The sequence below is a fragment of the Stenotrophomonas sp. YJH_SMC_10 genome, from assembly GCF_059371555.1.
Genome location: NZ_JCAFUS010000001.1, coordinates 430,165 through 450,256, shown reverse-complemented (window position 1 = coordinate 450,256; position 20,092 = coordinate 430,165). Strand labels below are relative to the sequence as shown.

Sequence of the window (20,092 nt, the reverse complement as noted above, 5' to 3'; positions counted from 1 at the left end):
CGGACCGATCGAGGACACTGCCATGAATCTGCTGCGCGTGCTGCCTGCCACCCTGCTGTGCCTGCCGCTGATCGCCTGCGGCGGCACGTCCTCCACGCCTGATACCACCGTCGGCAAAAGCGTGGCCGAGGCGACCAGCGGGGTCGGCCAGACGGTCAAGGAGGCCATGGACGATGCCCGCAAGGACATCACCCAGGGCAACATCAAGATTTCCGCCGACAAGCAGCCGCGTGCGGAGATCACGCCGGACGGGCGGCTGCTGATCGGCGGCAAGGACGTGCCGGCCGATGAGGCTCAGCGCCGGCAGCTGCTGGAATACCGCGGCCACGTCGTTGCCATTGCAATGGACGGCATGGATGTCGGCCTGGCCGGTGCCAAGCTCGGCGCCAGTGCTGCCGGAGAGGCCCTGAAGGGCATCTTCAGCGGCGACAGCGAGGGCATCGAGAAGCGGATCAATGCCGAGGCGGAGAAGATCGAAGCCCAGGCCAAGCGCATCTGCAACCGCATGCCGGCGATGCTGGCCAGCCAGCAGGCGCTGGCCGCATCGCTGCCCGCGTTCAAGCCGTACGCCACGATGGACCAGAGTGACGTCGACGACTGCGGCAAGGACACCGTGGTCCAGCGCTAGGCCTGTGACAGATCAGCGCACCCGGCCGGCAGCGGCTCCCCGCTGCCGGCCGTAACGTGCCGACCGGCTTACAATGTCGGCCCCGGACGCCCCCGAACCGAATGCCATGAAGAAGTTGTTCCTGCTGCTGGCCGCCCTTCTCTGCCTGGGCCTGGTCGGCTGTGACAAGGATTACCGCAACCACCGCGCCGAGCGCGGCAAGCCCAAGATTTCCGTCAGCGAAGGGATGGTGACCGTGCGTCGCCCGCCGGCACCGAACATCATCATCCTCGGCGATGGCACGATGAAGGTGGACGAGATCCAGATCCCGCTCGACGAAGGGCAGAAGCAGATGCTGCAGACGATGTTCGGCAGGCTGCAGGTGCTGCGCCAGAACACCCTGGTCGCCGCCCCGGCCGATCCCAACATGCAGCCGGTGAAGATCCAGCCGCCGGAAGGCATGGAAGTGATCCCGGCCGACCTGGTCCAGCGCATCCCCGAGTTCAAGGACTACACCGACACCTTCGGCAACATCGTCGCCGACCGTCGCTGAAAAAACGCCGCCCCCTGGGCGGCGTTTCCTCTTGTAGGGCCGCGCCCATGCCCGGCTCAGGCCGAGGAAGCAGCCGAGCATGGGCTCGGCCCTACGACCGGCGCGTCAACCGCCGCCGCCACCGCCCCCCGCGTGGATGCCACCGGCAGTCAGCGCGGTGGGGTCCAGCAGGCGGCGCAGTTCCGCTTCCTGCAGGCCGCTGTCTTCCAGCGCTACGTCCAGCACCGGGCGCTGTTCCTTGTAGGCACGCTTGGCAATGGCCGCTGCCTTCTCGTAGCCGATGATCGGGTTCAGCGCCGTGACCAGGATGGGATTGCGCGACAGCGCCTCGGCAACACGGTCTTCGCGCACCTTCAGCCCGGCAATCGCGCTGTCGGCCAGCAGCCGCGACACATTGGCCAGCAGGCCGATGCCATCCAGCAGGTTCACCGCGATCAGCGGCAGCGTGACGTTGAGCTGGAAGTTGCCGGTCTGCCCGGCCACGGTGATCGCGGTGTGGTGGCCGATCACCTGCGCGCAGGCCATCACGGTTGCTTCCGGAATCACCGGGTTGACCTTGCCCGGCATGATCGAGCTGCCCGGCTGCAGTGCCGGCAGTTCGATCTCGCCCAGCCCGGCCAGCGGACCGGCGTTCATCCAGCGAAGATCATTGGCGATCTTTATCAGCGCCACGGCCAGCGCATTGAGCTGGCCCGACAGTTCCACCGCATCGTCCTGCGCGGCCAGGCCTTCGAACTTGTTCTCGGCGCTGTCGAACTTGAACCCGGTCTGCTGCTTCAGTGCCTTGGCCACCTGCGCGCCGAAACGCGGGTCGGCGTTGATGCCGGTGCCGATGGCGGTGCCGCCCAGCGGCAGGCGACGCACGCGCCTGAGGCTGTCCTCAATGCGCTCCTGCGCCGAAGCCAGCTGTGCCGACCACGCGCCGAACTCCTGCTCGAAGGTCAGCGGCATCGCATCCATCAGGTGGGTACGGCCGGTCTTGACCACCTTGCGCAGGCTGCGGCCCTTCTTGTCCAGGGTCTTGCGCAGGTGCACCAGCGCCGGCAGCAGCTGCTCGTGCGCGGCCAGCACCGCCGACACGCGCAGCGCGGTCGGAATGACGTCATTGGAGCTCTGCCCCTGGTTGACGTGGTCATTGGGATGCACAGCGGCCTTGCCGGCCTTGCCGGCACGGTTGGCCAGGGTGGCGATGACCTCGTTGGCATTCATGTTCGAGGATGTACCCGAACCGGTCTGGTAGACGTCGATCGGGAAATGCGCGTCCCAGTCGCCGGCCGCCACCTCGGCGGCAGCGGCCTGGATGGCCTTGGCCAAGGTCTTCGGCAGATGGCCCAGCTCGGCGTTGACGCCGGCAGCCGCGCCCTTGACCAGGCCCAGCGCACGGATGAAACCGCGCGGCATGCGCTGGCCCGACACCGGGAAATTCTGCACGGCACGCTGGGTCTGCGCACCCCACAGGGCATCGGCAGGCACCTGCAGCTCACCCATGCTGTCATGTTCGATCCGGAATCCCGGGGTGGCACCCTTGCTTGCAGCTTTGCTCATTGCATCAACTCCGCACTACTTCAGTTGGGGAAAGGGAAGCGGCGGCTGGCAGGGTGTCGCTTCCCGGGCTGGCGGCTGCGCCAACAATACTCCGTTGCCGGTAGCGTGGGATGACGAGGACGGGCCAGAACGTTCCGTCTGCACGGCCGTTCTGCGTGCGCAAGGGTACTGCCGGCTGCTGGCCGGCAATCCATGGAGGCGTGGCCGGGCGTGGTTGCCGGCCTGCGGCGGGCACTACCTCACCGGCACGTCGTAGAATATCGGCCCCGCCGCTCGCCCCAGCCCTGCCGACATGTCCGATTCCGCCCTGCTCGCCCTGTCCCCGCTCGATGGCCGCTATGCCGGCAAGGTCGACGCCCTGCGCCCGATCTTCTCCGAGTACGGCCTGATCAAGGCCCGCATCACGGTCGAAGTGGAGTGGCTGCTGGCCCTGGCCGCCGAGCCGGGCATCGTCGAGCTGGCCCCGTTCTCCGACGCTGCCATCGCCCGCCTGCGCGCGCTGGCCGCCCGCTTCAGCCCGGCCCAGGCCGCGCGCGTGAAGGAGATCGAACGCACCACCAACCATGACGTCAAGGCGGTGGAGTACTTCATCAAGGAACAGCTGAAGGATGACGCCGAGCTGGCGCCGGCGCTGGAATTCGTGCATTTCGCCTGCACCAGCGAAGACATCAACAACCTCAGCTACGGCCTGATGCTGGAACAGGCGCGCCGCGAGGTGCTGCTGCCGACCCTGGACGGCATCGCCAGCACCCTGCGTACCCTGGCCCATGCCCAGGCCGGCCAGCCGATGCTGTCGCGCACCCACGGCCAGACCGCCTCGCCGACCACCCTGGGCAAGGAACTGGCCAACGTGGTCGCCCGCCTGGAGCGCCAGCGCCGGCAGATCGCTGCGGTCGAGCTGACCGGCAAGATCAACGGCGCGGTCGGCAACTACAACGCCCACGTGGCCAGCTACCCGGACGTGGACTGGCCGGCCTTCGCCGAGCGCTTCGTGACCGGCCTGGGCCTGGTGTTCAACCCGTACACCACGCAGATCGAACCGCACGACAACGTCGCCGAGATCGGCGATGCCGCACGCCGTGCCAACATCATCCTGATCGACCTGGCCCGTGACATCTGGGGCTACATCTCGCTGGGCTACTTCAAGCAGCGCCTGAAGGAAGGCGAGGTCGGTTCGTCGACGATGCCGCACAAGGTCAACCCGATCGATTTCGAGAATGCCGAAGGCAACTTCGGCATCGCCAACGCGCTGTTCGAGCACTTCAGCGCGAAGCTGCCGATCAGCCGCTGGCAGCGTGACCTGACCGATTCCACCGTGCTGCGTGCACTGGGCACCGCGTTCGGCCACAGCCAGGTGGCGCTGGATTCGCTGGCCAAGGGCCTGGGCAAGCTGGAAGTGAACCCGCAGCGCCTGGATGCCGATCTGGACGCAGCCTGGGAAGTGCTGGCCGAGGCCGTGCAGACGGTGATGCGCCGCCACGGCCTGCCGAACCCGTATGAGCAGCTGAAGGCGCTGACCCGCGGCCAGGGCATCACGGCCGAGTCGATGCGTGCGTTCGTGCAGGGGCTGGAGCTGCCGGCGGATGCGAAGCAGCGCCTGCTGGAGATGACCCCCGGCAGCTACACCGGTCTGGCCGAGGCGCTGGCGAAGAAGATCTAAGGGGTTTCCTTTGCGGCGGCGGCCGCAGGCGCTGCCTGCGGCAGGCAACGGCAACAGCAATAGCAACGTCAAGAGCGGCTCTGGATTGCTGCTAGCTGGGCGGGGCGGAATTTGAAAGAGGGACGCGGCTTCGCCGCGTCCCTCTTTTGCTTTGGCATGAGCAAGCGCAGCGCGCGACCCGCTGTTGCCTTTGATCTTCTTCTTCCATTCCGTGGCGGGCCTGCCAGGGGCCGGGCGGGGTGGGTTCGCGGGACCGTTGGCGCCATGGATGGCGCCATCGAGCCCCCAGGGGTGAGGGCGCTTTGCTTGCGAAGCACTGCTTCGCAAGCGCCCGAACGCACAGCCGCCAGCGGCTGGGCCGGACCCCGGAGGGGGGTTTACGGCGTGTCCCGCGAACCCACCCCGCCCGGCCCAGCCCATGAAGCCAGCGCTTTGCGCGACCAACCACCCCGCCACGAGGGGCTCCGCCGTTGGCCGGACACCCCGCGACAAGCCACCGCACGTGCGCAATCCCGACGAACGGCGGACAATGGAACCCTTGGCGGCCCGCCACGCCGCCCCTCCCGCTTTCCGCTGCAAGGATTCCCCCATGGCCGCCCGCAAGTCCTCCGCCCCCCTGATCGAAGTCACCGCCCGCCCCGGCCAGCCGCTGGGCATGGCGCCGGCCACCTTCCTGCGCGACTTCTGGCAGAAGCGCCCGCTGCTGATCCGCAAGGCCTTCCCCGATTTCCAGACCCCGGTGCAGCCGGAAGACCTGGCCGGGCTGGCCTGCGAGGAAGGCGTGCTGGCGCGCCTGATCGAGCATGACAAGACCCAGGACGGCTGGCGCGTGCGCACCGGCCCGTTCCAGGAAGACGTGTTCCCCGCCCTGCCCGACCACGACTGGACCCTGCTGGTGCAGGACGTGGACAAGTGGGACCCCGACGTACGCGCCCTGATCGAGCATTTCAGCTTCCTGCCGCGCTGGCGCATGGATGACGTGATGATCAGCTTCGCCGCGACCGGCGGTTCGGTCGGCGCCCACGTCGACCAGTACGACGTGTTCCTGCTGCAGGCCCACGGCCATCGCCGCTGGCAGATCGATGCCAGCGAATCGATCAAGGGCAGGCAGCCGCCGCTGGGCTTCCGCCCGGACGTGGAGCTGAAGCTGCTGAAGGTGTTCAAGCCCACCCACGACTGGGTGCTGGCGCCGGGCGACATGCTGTACCTGCCGCCGAACGTGCCGCACCATGGCGTCGCCGAAGACCCCTGCCTGACCTTCTCGTTCGGCATGCGTGCACCGTCGTCGGCCGAGCTGATCAGCGACTACCTGGACACCCTGATCGCCGATGCCGACGAGAACATCCGCTACCAGGATGCCGACCTGAAGGTACCGGCCGACCCGAACGAAATCGACACGGTGGCGATGGCACGGGTGATCACTGCGCTCAACGCCATCCGCATGAACGACCCGGACAAGCTGGGCGACTGGTTCGGCCGCTTCATCACCACCTACCGCGCCGCTGGCGAAGTGATGGCCCACCAGGCCGCGCCAGCACCGGAAGAAGTGGTCCAGGCGCTGGCCTCGGGCCTGCTGCTGCAGCGTCACCCGTGGGCACGCCTGGCCTGGCGCCGGGCCAAGCGCGGTGCCAGCCTGTACGTCAGCGGCCAGGACTTCGCGCTGCCGGTGAAGGACGCCCAGCGCCTGGCCGGCGCCGAACAGCTCGATGCCGCCGCCTATCGCGGCCTGTCCGACAAAGGCCGTGCCGTGCTCCAGCAGCTGCTGGTCGGCGGCGTGTTCCAGCTGATCGATCCCAGCGAAATGCATGGCGCCGAAGACGAGGACGACGGCGAGGATGCCGTGGTGCTCGGCGAGGTCGTCGAAGGCCGTGACCGCGTGGATGCGATCGACGCCGACGCGGTGTCCGACGATGTCCACACCGTGACCGTGCACGACGACGGCATCGAAGTCATCGTCAACTTCGAGGATGACGAGGAAGACGACAGCGACACGGGCCGTGCCTGAGCCCTCGCCATGATCCGGATCCAGCAGGTCAGCCACGCCGATGCCCACGCCGCCATCCACGACGTGCGCCAGCGCGTGTTCGTGCAGGAACAGGGCATCGCAGCGGCGCTGGAACGCGATGCGCTGGACCCGGTCAGCGCCCATGTGCTGGCGCTGGACGCTGATGGCCAGCCGGTGGGCACCGGCCGGCTGGCCCCGGATGGCCGCATCGGCCGCATGGCGGTGTTGGCCAGTCATCGCAGCCAGGGGGTCGGCCAGGCCCTGCTTGAGGCCCTGGTTGAAGCCGGGCGCCGGCTCGGCCTGGCTGAGCTGCACCTGCACGCCCAGCTGCCGGCCCGCGATTTCTATGCCCGCCAGGGCTTCCTGCCGGAAGGCGAGGTGTTCGAAGAGGCCGGCATCGGCCACCAGCAGATGCGCCGCCGGCTGGGCGCGGCCAGCGCGATCGACAGCCGCGCCGAAGCAGTGGCCATCACCACCGCCATCGTCCACCGCGCCCGCCGCCAGCTGTGGCTGCACAGCCGCCAGCTGGACCCGGGGCTGCTCGACGCGCCGCCGGTGCAGGCCGCCCTGCGCCGCTTCGTCACCGCCCGTCACGACAAGCAGCTGCGGGTGATCGTGCATGACGCCGCCGCGATCGCCTCTGCGGGCGCGCCACTGCTGGCGCTGGCCCAGCGCCTGCCCAGCGTGATCCAGTTCCGCGAGGTCAGCGACCCGGTCGACCGCGCCCTGGCCTCGGCCTGCCTGCTCAACGATGCGGGCGACTTCTACTTTCGTCTGATCGGCCATCGCCTTGACGGCGAGGCCGGCATCGCGCTGCCGGCACGTTCGCAGCCGTTCGAGCAGCAATTGCAGCGTGTCTGGGACCGTTCGCGCGATTGCAGCGAACTGCGCGCGCTCGGCATCTGAGCCGGCGCTGCTGACCCAACCTGTCTGGAACCGGCACCGGCGGACGTGGGATGCCCGCGGTGGTGCCCCTTCGTGTCCCGTTGGGGGTACAATTTGGCTGTTTGAACGCGCCCGCGCAGGGCTATTCATCTTCCTGCCGGGTCCTTCTGAAGCCATACCCCACAAAGCGAATCAACACCCTCCATCGTGGACAATCAACTGAAGCAGTTTGCGCAATCTTCGCAACTCGCCGGCGGCAACGCCTCCTATGTCGAGGACCTGTACGAGCAGTACCTGGTCTCCCCGGATAGTGTCGATCCCAAATGGAAAACCTACTTTGACGGCTTCAAGGGCCGCGAAGCAGGTGACATTCCGCACTCGGCCGTCATCTCCCACATCGCGGACGCGGCCAAGGATGCGCTGAAAGCTGGCACCGGCACCGGTGCGGGCGACGAGCGCGAGCGCAATGTCGGTCGTCTGATCACCGCCTACCGCTCGCGCGGCCACCTGGACGCCCGCCTCGATCCGCTGGGCCTGGCCGCGCCGGTCAACACGCCCGACCTGGGCCTGGCGTTCCACAGCCTGTCCGATGCCGACCTCAACAGCGAGTTCAGCACCGGCGGCGTCGGCGGCCAGCCGCGCATGAAGCTGCGCGACCTGCTGGCACGCCTGAAGGCGACCTACACCGGCTCGATCGGTGCGGAGTTCATGCACATCTCCGAGGTCGAGCAGCGCCAGTGGATCTACAAGAAGCTGGAAGCCGCCGGTGGCAACTACCAGCTGGACGCTGACACCCAGCGCCGCACCCTGGAGCGCCTGACTGCGGCCGAAGGCCTGGAGCGCTACCTGCACACCAAGTACGTCGGCCAGAAGCGCTTCTCGCTGGAAGGCGGCGATTCGCTGATCCCGATGATGGACACCATCATCCGCAACGCCGGCAAGGATGGCGTCAAGGATGTGGTGATCGGCATGGCCCACCGTGGCCGCCTGAACGTGCTGGTCAACACCCTGGGCAAGAACCCGCGCAAGCTGTTCGACGAGTTCGAAGGCAAGTTCGAGCACGACGAGCACGCCTCGGCCGGCGACGTGAAGTACCACATGGGCTTCTCCGCCGACGTCGCCACCGATGGCGGCCCGGTGCACCTGGCGCTGGCGTTCAACCCGTCGCACCTGGAAATCGCCGACCCGGTCGTGGCCGGCTCCGTGCGTTCGCGCCAGGAGCGCCGCAAGGACACCGCGCGCAAGCAGGTGATGCCGATCCTGATCCACGGCGACGCGGCCTTCTCCGGCCAGGGCGTGGTCATGGAACTGTTCCAGATGTCGCAGGCCCGCGGCTTCGCCGTCGGCGGCACCGTGCACATCGTGGTCAACAACCAGGTCGGCTTCACCACCTCCAACCCGTTGGACACGCGTTCCACGCGCTATGCCACCGACGTGGCGAAGATGATTGCCGCCCCGGTGCTGCACGTGAACGGCGATGACCCGGAAGCGGTGGTGTTCGCCGCACAGCTGGCCTTCGAGTTCCGCCAGACGTTCGCCAAGGACGTGGTCATCGACCTGATGTGCTACCGCCGCTGGGGCCACAACGAGGCCGACGAACCGGCGATCACCCAGCCGCTGATGTACCAGGTGATCCGCAAGCACCCGACCACCCGCGAGATGTACGCCGAGCAGCTGGAAAAGGCGGGCGTGATCGCCGCCGGCGCCGGCAAGGCGATGGTCGATGCCTACCGCGAGAAGCTGGACGCCGGTGAAGTGACCACCGAGCTGGCCAAGGTCGAGAAGACCCCGCCGAGCAGCCCGCTGTTCGTCGATTGGCCGAAGCTGCTGGAAGGCAAGCTGTCCGACCCGGTCTCGACCAAGGTCGAGAAGAACAAGCTGGTCGAGCTGGCCAAGCTGATCAACACCATTCCCGATGAAGTGCAGCTGCACTCGCGCGTGGCCAAGGTCTATGACGACCGCCGCAAGATGGCCGCCGGCGAGATCCCGGGCGACTGGGGCTTTGCCGAGAACCTGGCCTACGCCACCCTGCTCGACGAAGGCCATGCGCTGCGCCTGGTCGGCCAGGACGTCGGCCGCGGTACCTTCACGCACCGCCACGCGATCCTGCACGACCAGAAGACCGACAACTACTACATGCCGTTGCGGCAGCTGGTGGATTCGCCGGAGAAGGCCACCGTCATCGATTCGCTGCTGAGCGAAGAAGCGGTGATGGCCTACGAGTACGGCTTCTCCACCACCGATCCGAACACGCTGTGCATCTGGGAAGGCCAGTTCGGCGACTTCGCCAACGGTGCCCAGGTGGTGATCGACCAGTTCATCGCCGCCGGTGAAGCCAAGTGGGGCCGCATTTCCGGCCTGACCCTGCTGCTGCCGCATGGCTATGAAGGGCAAGGCCCGGAACACAGCTCGGCGCGCCTGGAGCGCTTCCTGCAGCTGTGCGCGCTGGAGAACATGCTGGTGGTGGTGCCGTCGACCCCGGCCCAGGCCTTCCACATGCTGCGTCGCCAGCTGCACATGACCACCCGCAAGCCGCTGGTGGTGATGTCGCCGAAGTCGCTGCTGCGCCACAAGCTGGCCGTGTCGACCCTGGACGAGCTGGCCAACGGCGAGTTCCAGCACCTGATCGGCGATGCCAACGCAGACGCCAAGAAGGTCAAGCGCGTGGTGCTGTGCTCGGGCAAGGTCTATTACGACCTGCTGGAGGACCAGATCAAGCGCGGCCAGGACGACGTGGCGATCATCCGCGTGGAGCAGCTGTATCCGTTCCCGCGTGCGCTGCTGGCGGCCGAACTGAAGAAGTACGGCAAGGCCACCGACGTGGTGTGGACGCAGGAAGAACCGCAGAACCAGGGCGCGTGGTACCAGATCCGCCACCACCTGCAGTTCTGCCTGGCCGACGGCCAGAACCTGCACTACGCCGGTCGCGCACGTTCGGCCTCGCCGGCTGCCGGTCACATGGCTGACCACGTCCGCGAGCAGCAGCAGCTGATCGCCGACGCACTGGTCAACCCGTTCAACGACCAGGTCGCTGAATAACTCTCCCCCCTATTTAGAAGACAAACCAGGAAGCTCCCGCATGGCCACCGAAGTCAAAGCCCCGGTACTGCCCGAATCCGTCGCCGACGGCACCATCGCCACCTGGCACAAGAAGGTGGGCGACGCCGTCAAGCGCGACGAAAACCTGCTTGACCTGGAAACCGACAAGGTCGTCCTGGAAGTGCCGTCGCCGGTCGACGGCGTGCTGAAGGAAATCAAGTTCGCCGAAGGCTCGACCGTGACCTCCAGCCAGGTCGTGGCGATCATCGAGGAAGGCGCCGTTGCGGCTGCTCCGGCCCCGGCCGCCGAGGCCGCTCCGGCCGCTGCTCCGGCCGCCGCCGCCGCTCCGGCTCCGGCCGCTGCCGCTGCGCCGGCCCCGGCCGCCAAGTCGGCCGCCGATGCGCTGCCGCCGGGCGCCCGCTTCACCGCCATCACTGAAGGCGTGAACCCGGCCGATGTCGACGGCACCGGCCGTCGCGGCGCGGTCACCAAGGAAGACATCGTCAACTTCGCCCGCAACGGCGGCGCCGGCAAGGCCGGTGGCGCACGCCCGGAAGAGCGCGTGCCGATGACCCGCATCCGCAAGCGCATTGCCGAGCGCCTGATGGAGTCGAAGAATTCGACCGCCATGCTGACCACCTTCAACGAAGTCGACCTGTCCAAGGTGTCGGCGGCGCGCAAGGAACTGCAGGACGAGTTCGTCAAGGCCCACGGCATCAAGCTGGGCTTCATGAGCTTCTTCGTGAAGGCCGCCGCCAACGCGCTGCAGCGCTTCCCGCTGGTCAACGCCTCGATCGACGGCGACGACATCATCTATCACGGCTACTCGGACATCTCGATCGCCGTCTCGACCGAGAAGGGCCTGGTCACGCCGGTGCTGCGCAACGTCGAGCGCATGTCGTTCGCCGACATCGAGAAGACCATCGCCGACTACGCCAAGAAGGCCCGTGACGGCAAGCTGGGCCTGGAAGAACTGCAGGGCGGCACCTTCACCGTGACCAACGGCGGCACCTTCGGTTCGCTGCTGTCGACCCCGATCATCAACCCGCCGCAGAGCGCCATCCTGGGCATGCACGCCATCAAGGAGCGTCCGATCGCCCAGAACGGCCAGGTCGTGATCGCGCCGATGATGTACCTGGCGCTGTCCTACGACCACCGCATCATCGACGGCAAGGACTCGGTGCAGTTCCTGGTGGACATCAAGAACCAGCTGGAAAACCCGGGCCGCATGCTGTTCGGCCTGTAAGAAACCTCCCGCCCCTCCGCGCCTGCGCGGAGGGGTTCTGGTAATGCATCAAGGAATAATTCAATGGCTGAACAATTCGACGTCGTCGTCATCGGTGCTGGCCCGGCCGGTTACCACGCTGCCATCCGCGCGGCCCAGCTGGGCCTGAAGACCGCCTGCATCGACGCAGCGCTGGGCAAGGACGGCAAGCCGGCCCTCGGCGGCACCTGCCTGCGCGTGGGCTGCATCCCGTCCAAGGCGCTGCTGGATTCCTCGCGCCAGTACTGGAACATGGGCCACATCTTTGGCGACCACGGCATCAGCTTCAAGGATGCCAAGATCGACGTCGAGGCGATGGTTGGCCGCAAGGACAAGATCGTCAAGCAGTTCACCGGCGGCATCGCCATGCTGTTCAAGGCCAACAAGGTCGCCACTTACTACGGCTTCGGCCAGCTGCAGCCGGGCAACGTGGTCAAGGTGAAGCAGCACGACGGTTCGGAAGTCGAGCTGAAGGGCACCAACGTCATCATCGCCGCCGGCTCGGATTCGATCGAGCTGCCGTTCGCCAAGTTCGACGGCGAGACCATCGTCGACAACGTCGGCGGCCTGGACTTCACCGAAGTGCCGAACCGCCTGGCGGTGATCGGCGCCGGCGTGATCGGCCTGGAACTGGGCAGCGTGTGGAAGCGCCTGGGCGCTGAAGTCACCATCCTGGAAGCCATGCCGGAGTTCCTGGCGGCTGCCGATGCCGAAGTGGCCAAGGCGGCTGCCAAGGAATTCAAGAAGCAGGGCCTGGACATCAAGCTCAATGCCAAGGTCTCCAAGACCGAGATCACCGGCAAGGGCAAGAAGAAGGAAGTCATCGTCACCTACACCGACGCGGAAGGCGAAAAGACCCTGACCGTGGACAAGCTGCTGGTGGCCGTGGGCCGTCGCGCGGCGACCAAGGGCCTGCTGGCCGAAGGCACCGGCGTCAAGGTCAACGAGCGCGGCCAGATCGAAGTCGATGCGCACTGCCACACCGGCGTCAACGGCGTGTGGGCGGTCGGCGACTGCGTGCGCGGCCCGATGCTGGCACACAAGGGCTTCGAGGAAGGCATCGCGGTGGCCGAGCTGATCGCCGGCCTGCCGGGCCACGTCAACTTCGACACTATTCCGTGGGTCATCTACACCGAGCCGGAACTGGCCTGGGTCGGCAAGACCGAAGCCCAGCTGAAGGCCGAAGGCATTCCGTACAAGGCCGGCAGCTTCCCGTTCGCCGCCAACGGCCGTGCCGTGGCGATGATCGAACCGGCAGGCTTCGTGAAGATCCTGGCCCATGCCGAAACCGACCGCATCCTGGGCATGCACCTGGTCGGCGCCAACGTTTCCGAGCTGGTGCACGAAGGCGTGCTGACCATGGAGTTCAGCGGTTCGGCCGATGACCTGGCCCGCATCTGCCACGCCCACCCGTCGCTGTCGGAAGTGGTCCACGACGCGGCGATGGCGGTCAGCAAGCGCGCCATCCACAAGGCGAACTGATCGTCCGGCAGTGCCGGCCGCTGGCCGGCATCACCCGGATATGAAGAACCCCGCCTCGGCGGGGTTTTTTGTTGCCCGTTTCCCTGTAGCGCCGAGCACGGGCTCGGCGCTACACCTTTCCAGCAGGCTTCTTCGGTGGATCCTCACAGACCCTGTGCTGCACCACCGTATCGCCGGCCTTCCATTGCTTGACCACCCGGCAGCGCGCCTCGGCTTTCGGCGCAGGGGCCGCCGCGGCATTGGCTTCGTCAGCCGCAGCGCTCTGCTCGCGCTCCAGCCACGCCGACGGGGGTGCCGGGGGTGCCGGGGGCGCGGCCAGCACCGGGCCTGGCAACAGGACCAGACCGGCCAGCAGCGCCCTCCTCATGCGGGAACCGCCCGGCCACCGAGCAGACGCGCCGGCAGCATGAACAGCGCGCGCAGGAAGGCGAACAGCGCCGAGAAGGTGATGCCGACCAGGCGGAACGGCAGGCTCAGCAGCCACACGAACGGCCAGGCGATCAGGGCGAGGATCGCCAGCGGCCAGCACAGCACGAACAGCAGGCACCACACACCGAGCGCGAACAGGGTCTTCATCACGGTCTCCTTGGGGCGGCACCCTGCCGCCTGCGCACACCTTGGCGCCCTGCCTGCGCCGCCGGCAAACGGTTTGCGACGAAACCGGGCTGGCGGCGATGAAACCGGTGGTGGGGAAACCGGAGATTGATCAGGTTGCCGGCCAGCGGCCGGCACTACCGAACCGAGTCACACCCGGACTGCCCCCGGGCGGCCGTGGCTCACCTGGAAGCGCGCCGCGGTGCGCACCGCGGCATCCGGGCGCAGCACGCTGTCGGCGAAGCGCAGCTCGGCGTCCAGCGTCTGCCGGTTCAACTGCAGCTTCCACCAGCCGCGGCGGTCGCCGTCGAAGTAGCGGATGTGCGGGTTCTGCACTATCGACGGACCGTAGTACGGCCCATACGGCGTATCGTCACCGCCGCTGCTGATCGCCGGGGCGATGAATTCGGTGGCGACGACCGGCGCACCGACGGCATCGAAATCCAGCTTGAGGTCGTTGACGAAGGTGGAATGCCAGTCGCCGCCAAGCACGATGGCATTGCCCTGCCCGCCCGCCTGCATCGCCTGCAGCAGACGCCTGCGTGCGGCGGGATAGCCATCCCAGGCGTCGTTCCAGAAGCGCTCGCGCGGCGTGCCTCCGTCCAGCCGAAGCTGCGCCATCAGCAGCTGCTGCACCACCACGTTCCAGCGCGCGCCCTGTGCGGCGGCCATCGACTGCGTGAACCACGCTTCCTGGCCGATGCCGAGCATGCTCATGCGTGGATCGAGCGCCGCCTCGCAGCGTGGTGACTCGCCCACACCACAGGGATTGGCCGGGCGGAACTGGCGGCAGTCCAGCAACGTCAGCTGTGCCAGGTCGCCATAGCGCAGGCGCCGATGCACGCGCAGGCCGCCGTTGCCCGCAGGCGTGCTGCGCATCGGCAGGTGTTCGTAGAACGCACGGTAGGCTGCCGCGCGGCGCACGATGAAATCCTCCGTCGAGACGCCGGGCTTCTCCGGATGGATACCAGAGTAATCGTTCTGCACTTCGTGGTCGTCCCAGATCACCGCGAAGGCATGCGCGGCATGGGCCGCCTGAAGATCCGGATCGAGCTTGTACAGCGCGTACTGGTCACGGTAGCGCTGCAGGCTGATGGTTTCACCGCTGAAGCGCGCCGCATCCAGTGTTTCGCCGCGCGCATTCTGCAGCGGGCTGTACTCGTACAGGTAATCGCCCGCATGCAGCACCAGGTCGACATCGCTCTGCGCGATGTCCCGCAGTACCGGGTAATAGCCGCTGTTCCAGGCCTGGCAGGTGCACAACGCCAGCCGCAGCTGCTGCAGCTGGGTTTCCAGTAGCGGTGCGGTACGGAAGTGGCCAACCGGACTTTCCTCATCACCGTCGCAGGCGAAGCGGTAGTAGTAGTCGCGGCCCGGGCGCAGGCCGTTGACCTCCACATGCACCGAATGCGCGAGCTCGGGCACCGCCGCGGCAACACCACGCTGCACCAACCGGCGCATCCGGGCGTCTTCGGCCACGAACCAGCGCACCGGCACCGCCCGCGACCGCATGCCACCGCCGTTGAGCGGGTCCGGCGCCAGCCGCGTCCACAGCACTGCACCCTGTGGATCCGGATCGCCAGCGGCGACGCCGAGGGTGAACGGATCACGCCCCAGCCGCGGCCGTGGGCCCGCCGTGGCCAGCCCCGGCATCGCCGCCAGCGCGATCGCCGCCCCCGTGCCCTGCCACGCCATGCGCAGCAGGCGACGACGGCTTTCCGGATCCACCGGCCCGCGCATCAGAAGCGCACGGTGGCGGTGGCCATCACCTGCCGCGGCGCGCCGACCTGCATGGTCGCCAGGCTGCGGGTCGGGTCGGCGGCGTAGGTGCCGTTGGTGTTGATCGAAGACAGGTAGCGCTTGTCGGTCAGATTGGTCAGGTTCAGCGCCACAGTCAGGTTCTGCGCCGGGCCCAGCGTGCCGAAGTCATGGGCGACCGACGCGTTGATCAGCCAGTAGCTTGGCACCGACGCGTCGTTGGTATAGGTCACGTAGCGCTTGCCGACGTGGTTGGCCGACAGGCGCATGTCCCACGGGCCCGGGGTCCAGGCCAGGGTGCTGGCGAACATCCATTCGGGAGTGTCGACGGTCTTCTTGCCGCGGGTCGGCACCACGCCGTTGTTCACATAGTCGTTGTCGTAGGTGCTGTCATTCCAGGACAGCGCGTTGGACCAGGCCAGGTCCTGCATCGGCTTCAGCTGCAGGGTCGCCTCTGCGCCGCGGCTGGTCACCGAACCGACGTTGGAGAACAGCGCCGGGCAACCCAGGATGCCGACGCACTGGGCGATCGCCAGCAGGCGGTTGTCGAACTTGACGTCGTACACCGCAACCGAGGCTTCATAGCCCTGGCCGTAGCCGCGCCAGCCCAGTTCCAGGGTGCGCGACTGTTCCGGCTTCAGGTTCTGCGCGCTGGCATCGAACGCGGCCTGTGGCACGTTGAACGGGCTGCCCACGCCCAGCGCATAGGCGGCCACGTTCTTTGCGAACGAACCGAAGATCTCGTTGCCTTCGTTGAGCTTGAAGTTGAAGCCGGCCTGCGGCAGGAAGCCCTTCTTCGAGGTCAGGCTGCTGTTGTTGGCATAGTTGCCCAGTGGCGTGCGCACGCGGGTACGGGTGTGCGGCGATTTCGCGCCGATGTCGATGGTCAGGCGGTCGTCGAACAGGCGGAAGCGGTCCTGCACGTAGAACTGGCGGGTAATGGTGGTGTAGCGCTGGTGCCACACGCGCTGGTCCGGGTTGCGCAGGAAGAAGTCGTCGGTGACCGGGCCGTCGATGTAGTAGAAGTTGCGCTGAACGCTGTGCCCGTTGTCCTCGTACCACAGGCCGGCTTCCAGTTCGTGGCCACCGACGTTCCAGGTGAACGCCGAGGTCACGCCGGTACGGTCGATCGCGTACTCGGTGGTGCGGATCGAGATCGGGATCTCGCGGAGGGTACCCGGGTTGGACGGGTTGGACGGGCTGAACCAGTGGCCCTGGCCACGGTTGCTGTGGTTGTAGACGTTGACCTTCAGCCGCATCGCCTCGTTCAGGCCGAAATCGCCGGCAATGCTGGACAGGTCATCGTTGCGCAGGCCGTGGCCGGAGTAGTACGCATCCCACGGGCTGTTGACGCCGCCGCTGAATTTGCCGCGCGCGGCAGCCACCGCGCGATCCCAGTCCGGCGCGTAGTTGTCCCAGTCCCAGCCGAGGCGATCGATCATCTCCAGCGACAGGTCCTGGTAATCGGCCTCGACGCGGCGCGAGGCGTTGAACAACGCGGTGATCCTGCTGTCCGTTCCGAAGTTGTAGGTGGCCTTGCCGTTGAACTGCTTCAGCTCCTGCGAGCCCTTGCCCTTCCACTTGTCACCTTCCGAATACACGCCGGACAGGTAGGCGGCAAAGCCCTGGTGCTCGCCGGTCTCCAGGCGCGCATAGCTGCGCCGCGCGTTGTCGCTGCCGAAGCCCTGCGCCAGCACCACGCCGTACTCGGTGGACGGATCGATCGAATAGAACTGGAACACGCCACCGAGGTTGCTGGTGGACGGCGTGCCAAGCGCACCGATGCCGGTGGACACTTCGGCCCCGCCCAGGTTCTCGCTGATCACGGCACGGCTGATGTGCAGGCCGTTGCTGTTGCCATAGGCCATGTTGCCCAGCGGGATGCCATCGAGCGTGTAGCCCAGGCGGTTCTGGTTGAAGCCACGCAGGCTGATGGTGGTGGACCATTCGTAGGCGCCGGTGGCATCGGCCGACTCGAAGTGCACACCGGGCTTGCTGGCCAGCAGCTTCAGCGGGTTGGCACCGGGCGGCAGGATCTTCATGTCCTCGGCGGTCACACGCTGCACCTGGCGGGCTTCGCCGCGGCCGATCACCGAGATTGAATCGAGGGTGGTGGCCGACGCTGCGTCGGCAGCAGGAGCAGTTTCAGCGGCAGCCAGCGACGGCAGCCAGGCACAGACCAGCAGGGCCAGCAGATTGCGGCGAAGCGGAGCGTGGGACGGCATGGAGGCGGATTCCTTGGGCACGCTGGACGCCGAAGGGCGGCGTCGAAGGGCAGCAGCGGCGGAATCGTAGAAGCGTCGCGTTACATGTCATTTACACGCCTCATACGGGCGCTCGGCGTTTCGAATGGTCTGCCGGCCGGCGGGTGGTTGCCGGCCAGCGCCCGGCACGACCGTTACTCGAACGAACCGACCGAATCGTGGGCCAGGTTGTCAAAGCGGGTGTATTCGCCGAAGAACTTCAGCTTGCACGAACCGGTCGGGCCACCACGATGCTTGCCGATGATGATCTCGGCCAGGCCCTTGTCCGGCGAGTTTTCCTTGTTGTAGTAGTCGTCGCGGTAGATGAACACGATCATGTCCGCGTCCTGCTCGATTGCGCCCGACTCGCGAAGGTCGGCCATCACCGGGCGCTTGTCGGTACGCGTTTCCAGCGAGCGGTTGAGCTGTGACAGCGCGATCACCGGTACGTTCAGTTCCTTGGCCAGGCCCTTCAACGAACGCGAGATTTCCGAAATCTCGGTGGCGCGGTTTTCGCTGTTGCCCGGCACGCTCATCAGCTGCAGGTAGTCAATCACGATCAGGCCGAGATCATGCTCGCGCTTCAGGCGGCGGCACTTGGAGCGCAGCACTTCCGGCGACACGCCCGGCGTATCGTCGATGAAGATCTTGGTTTCCTTCAGCATCTTGATCGCGCTGGTGACGCGGCTCCAGTCCTCGTCTTCCAGCTGGCCGGTACGCAGGCGCTGCGCGTTGATGCGGCCGTTGGAGGAAATCAGGCGCATCGCCAGCTGCGATGCCGACATTTCCATCGAGAACACCGCCACGCCCTTCTTCGACTTGATCGCCGCGTACTCCGCGATGTTCAGTGCGAAAGTGGTCTTGCCCATGGCCGGGCGGGCCGCGAGGATGATCAGGTCGGTCGGCTGCAGGCCGGCGGTCATCGCATCGAAATCGGTGTAGCCGGTCGGCAGGCCGGTGATGTTGCCGCCGTTCTCGAAGCGGTTGCGCAGTTCCTCGAACGCATCCTTCAGCGCACCGGGCATGGCCACGAAATCGGTACGGCCACGCGCGCCCTGTTCGGCAATGGCAAACACGCTCTTTTCCGCCGAGGCCAGCAGCTCGCTGCTGTCGCGGCCTTCGGGCTGGAAGCCATCGTTGACGATATCGGTGCCGACCTGGATCAGCTGCCGCAGCACCGCCTTGTCACGCACGATCTCGGCATAGGCCACGATGTTGGCGGCCGACGGCGTGGTACTGGCCAGCTCGATCAGGTAGGCACCATCACCCACCAGTTCCATCTTGCCCTGCGACTCGAACCACTCGCCCAGCGTCACCGCATCGAACGGACGCTCGCGCTCGGACAGCTCGCGGATCGCGCGATAGATCATCTGGTGGTCGCGGCGGTAGAAATCGCCCTCGGTCAGCTGGTCATTGACCCGGTCGTAGGCCTCGGGCGCCAGCATCAGGCCGCCCAGCACCGCCTGCTCGGCTTCCACCGAATGTGGCGGTACCCGCAACTGGTCGATGCGCGACTCGTCGCGATCGCGATCGAAGCCATCACCGCGCTCTCTGCGGTTGGAACGGAAGCCGGGACGAGCGGACATGCTGCGGTGTTTCCTGCAAAAGTGGGCCAGACGAGTGTAGGCATGCGCCGACCCCGGCGACCATGGACAAGCCTGTGGATAAGCCGTGGAGAAACGGGGGATATCCGCCGGCGCCTGGCCAGACTGGCGTGGGGGCGTCGCACTGCCTGCGACGGGCGCCCTTGCGGCACCCGAGCGGGACATTATCGCAGATCAACGTCCCGGGGTCGGAGCCCGTCGCTGCGCGTCAGGATCCGCCCTCCAGGCGCGGCCGGGTCGTCCGCAGGCGTCAATCGCCCTTGGCGTGCACTGCGATCAGCGCCAGGAAGCGGTCAACATAGCCCTGCAGGAACTTCTGCGTGCCTTCGTTGTGGATCGTGCCGTCGGCATCGATCAGGCCGTCCTTGAAGTGGATGAAGGCCTCGGGCTGGCCAAGCACGTGCATGTCCAGGAAGGCCAGGCTGTTGCGCAGGTGCTGCTGGGCCACGGCGGTGCCGATCTGGCCGATGGATGCACCGATCACCGCCGCCGGCTTGCCGGCAAACGCGCTGTCGCCATAGGGGCGCGATCCGATATCGATGGCGTTCTTGAGCACGCCGGGCACCGACCGGTTGTACTCGGGCGTCACGAACAGCACCGCGTCGGCAGCGCGCACCTGGTCCTTGAGCCGGGTGCCCTGCGGCGGATAATCGGCGTCGAAATCCTGGTCGTACAACGGCAGGTCGCCGATCTGCACGTACTGGAAGCGCGCGCGGTCACCGGCGAGCTTTTCCAGCGCATGGGCCAGCTTGCGGTTGCAGGAGTCCTTGCGCAGGCTGCCGACGAACACGGCGATGGTGGGGGTGGACATCGGGACATTCTCCTCACGGTGCGGAACGCCCAGCCTAGCCCC

The 20,092-nt window shown here is 67.0% G+C and carries 15 protein-coding genes; 8 read left to right on the top strand and 7 right to left on the bottom strand.

Annotated elements, in window-relative coordinates:
• Positions 1–22: 22 nt before the first annotated feature.
• Together AC5P9C_RS02065 and AC5P9C_RS02060 are read left to right on the top strand one after the other, a co-directional pair.
• Positions 23–628, top strand: coding sequence for a YggN family protein (locus tag AC5P9C_RS02065; RefSeq protein ID WP_312557581.1), 606 nt, complete (start codon positions 23–25; stop codon positions 626–628).
• Positions 629–734: 106 nt separating this feature from the next.
• Positions 735–1,160 (top strand): hypothetical protein, encoded by a 426-nt coding sequence (locus AC5P9C_RS02060; RefSeq protein WP_032953534.1) that lies wholly within the window; start codon positions 735–737, stop codon positions 1,158–1,160.
• A 105-nt stretch (positions 1,161–1,265) separates the two neighbouring features.
• On the opposite strand, the gene AC5P9C_RS02055 is transcribed toward AC5P9C_RS02060, so the two are convergent.
• Entirely contained in the window at positions 1,266–2,705 is a 1,440-nt protein-coding gene (locus AC5P9C_RS02055) for a class II fumarate hydratase (RefSeq protein WP_197639702.1), read from the bottom strand.
• Between the two features lie 292 nt (positions 2,706–2,997).
• Here AC5P9C_RS02055 and purB point away from each other — a divergent pair, with 292 nt between their 5' ends.
• From purB to lpdA, 6 genes are all read left to right on the top strand, one after another.
• Complete coding sequence (gene purB / locus AC5P9C_RS02050; protein ID WP_074724862.1) at positions 2,998–4,365, top strand: adenylosuccinate lyase; 1,368 nt, start codon at positions 2,998–3,000, stop codon at positions 4,363–4,365.
• A 589-nt stretch (positions 4,366–4,954) separates the two neighbouring features.
• Complete coding sequence (locus tag AC5P9C_RS02045; protein ID WP_103281824.1) at positions 4,955–6,370, top strand: ribosomal protein uL16 3-hydroxylase; 1,416 nt, start codon at positions 4,955–4,957, stop codon at positions 6,368–6,370.
• 9 nt (positions 6,371–6,379) lie between these two features.
• A complete protein-coding gene (locus AC5P9C_RS02040) occupies positions 6,380–7,276 on the top strand; it encodes a GNAT family N-acetyltransferase (RefSeq protein WP_049467628.1) in 897 nt (298 codons plus the stop codon).
• Positions 7,277–7,462: 186 nt separating this feature from the next.
• On the top strand, positions 7,463–10,294 hold the full coding sequence (locus tag AC5P9C_RS02035; RefSeq protein ID WP_049467626.1) for a 2-oxoglutarate dehydrogenase E1 component: 2,832 nt from the start codon (positions 7,463–7,465) through the stop codon (positions 10,292–10,294).
• Positions 10,295–10,334: 40 nt separating this feature from the next.
• Complete coding sequence (sucB, locus tag AC5P9C_RS02030; protein WP_057495046.1) at positions 10,335–11,540, top strand: dihydrolipoyllysine-residue succinyltransferase; 1,206 nt, start codon at positions 10,335–10,337, stop codon at positions 11,538–11,540.
• A 63-nt stretch (positions 11,541–11,603) separates the two neighbouring features.
• Positions 11,604–13,040: a dihydrolipoyl dehydrogenase gene (gene lpdA, locus AC5P9C_RS02025; protein WP_049467622.1), complete on the top strand. Its 1,437-nt coding sequence runs from the start codon at positions 11,604–11,606 to the stop codon at positions 13,038–13,040.
• Positions 13,041–13,149: 109 nt separating this feature from the next.
• Here the strand turns inward: lpdA and AC5P9C_RS02020 are convergent, their stop codons facing one another.
• The 6 genes from AC5P9C_RS02020 to AC5P9C_RS01995 all read right to left on the bottom strand — a co-directional run bounded on the left by AC5P9C_RS02020 (position 13,150) and on the right by AC5P9C_RS01995 (position 20,050).
• A complete protein-coding gene (locus AC5P9C_RS02020) occupies positions 13,150–13,407 on the bottom strand; it encodes a hypothetical protein (protein WP_082591249.1) in 258 nt (85 codons plus the stop codon).
• Positions 13,404–13,616 carry a hypothetical protein gene (locus tag AC5P9C_RS02015; protein WP_014647705.1) on the bottom strand — a complete coding sequence of 71 codons (213 nt, stop codon included), beginning with the start codon at positions 13,614–13,616 and terminating at the stop codon, positions 13,404–13,406. The genes AC5P9C_RS02020 and AC5P9C_RS02015 overlap by 4 nt, the downstream gene beginning before the upstream one ends.
• 168 nt (positions 13,617–13,784) lie before the next feature.
• Positions 13,785–15,374 (bottom strand): alkaline phosphatase D family protein, encoded by a 1,590-nt coding sequence (locus AC5P9C_RS02010; protein ID WP_495205065.1) that lies wholly within the window; start codon positions 15,372–15,374, stop codon positions 13,785–13,787.
• Positions 15,374–17,617 carry a TonB-dependent receptor gene (locus AC5P9C_RS02005; protein ID WP_414615297.1) on the bottom strand — a complete coding sequence of 748 codons (2,244 nt, stop codon included), beginning with the start codon at positions 17,615–17,617 and terminating at the stop codon, positions 15,374–15,376. The genes AC5P9C_RS02010 and AC5P9C_RS02005 overlap by 1 nt, the downstream gene beginning before the upstream one ends.
• 173 nt (positions 17,618–17,790) lie before the next feature.
• Entirely contained in the window at positions 17,791–19,221 is a 1,431-nt protein-coding gene (locus AC5P9C_RS02000) for a replicative DNA helicase (RefSeq protein WP_014647708.1), read from the bottom strand.
• A 268-nt stretch (positions 19,222–19,489) separates the two neighbouring features.
• Positions 19,490–20,050: an NADPH-dependent FMN reductase gene (locus tag AC5P9C_RS01995; RefSeq protein ID WP_049467617.1), complete on the bottom strand. Its 561-nt coding sequence runs from the start codon at positions 20,048–20,050 to the stop codon at positions 19,490–19,492.
• Positions 20,051–20,092 lie beyond the last annotated feature (42 nt).

Bases quoted from the DNA above. Each gene is read 5' to 3' on its own strand.
- AC5P9C_RS02040 (WP_049467628.1), top strand. From the start codon at position 6,380: ATGATCCGGATCCAGCAGGTCAGCCACGCCGATGCCCACGCCGCCATC.
- AC5P9C_RS02045 (WP_103281824.1), top strand. From the start codon at position 4,955: ATGGCCGCCCGCAAGTCCTCCGCCCCCCTGATCGAAGTCACCGCCCGC.
- AC5P9C_RS02010 (WP_495205065.1), bottom strand. From the start codon at position 15,374: ATGCGCGGGCCGGTGGATCCGGAAAGCCGTCGTCGCCTGCTGCGCATG.
- AC5P9C_RS01995 (WP_049467617.1), bottom strand. From the start codon at position 20,050: ATGTCCACCCCCACCATCGCCGTGTTCGTCGGCAGCCTGCGCAAGGAC.
- AC5P9C_RS02065 (WP_312557581.1), top strand. From the start codon at position 23: ATGAATCTGCTGCGCGTGCTGCCTGCCACCCTGCTGTGCCTGCCGCTG.
- lpdA (WP_049467622.1), top strand. From the start codon at position 11,604: ATGGCTGAACAATTCGACGTCGTCGTCATCGGTGCTGGCCCGGCCGGT.
- AC5P9C_RS02000 (WP_014647708.1), bottom strand. From the start codon at position 19,221: ATGTCCGCTCGTCCCGGCTTCCGTTCCAACCGCAGAGAGCGCGGTGAT.
- sucB (WP_057495046.1), top strand. From the start codon at position 10,335: ATGGCCACCGAAGTCAAAGCCCCGGTACTGCCCGAATCCGTCGCCGAC.
- AC5P9C_RS02005 (WP_414615297.1), bottom strand. From the start codon at position 17,617: ATGCCGTCCCACGCTCCGCTTCGCCGCAATCTGCTGGCCCTGCTGGTC.
- purB (WP_074724862.1), top strand. From the start codon at position 2,998: ATGTCCGATTCCGCCCTGCTCGCCCTGTCCCCGCTCGATGGCCGCTAT.
- AC5P9C_RS02015 (WP_014647705.1), bottom strand. From the start codon at position 13,616: ATGAAGACCCTGTTCGCGCTCGGTGTGTGGTGCCTGCTGTTCGTGCTG.
- AC5P9C_RS02020 (WP_082591249.1), bottom strand. From the start codon at position 13,407: ATGAGGAGGGCGCTGCTGGCCGGTCTGGTCCTGTTGCCAGGCCCGGTG.
- AC5P9C_RS02055 (WP_197639702.1), bottom strand. From the start codon at position 2,705: ATGAGCAAAGCTGCAAGCAAGGGTGCCACCCCGGGATTCCGGATCGAA.
- AC5P9C_RS02060 (WP_032953534.1), top strand. From the start codon at position 735: ATGAAGAAGTTGTTCCTGCTGCTGGCCGCCCTTCTCTGCCTGGGCCTG.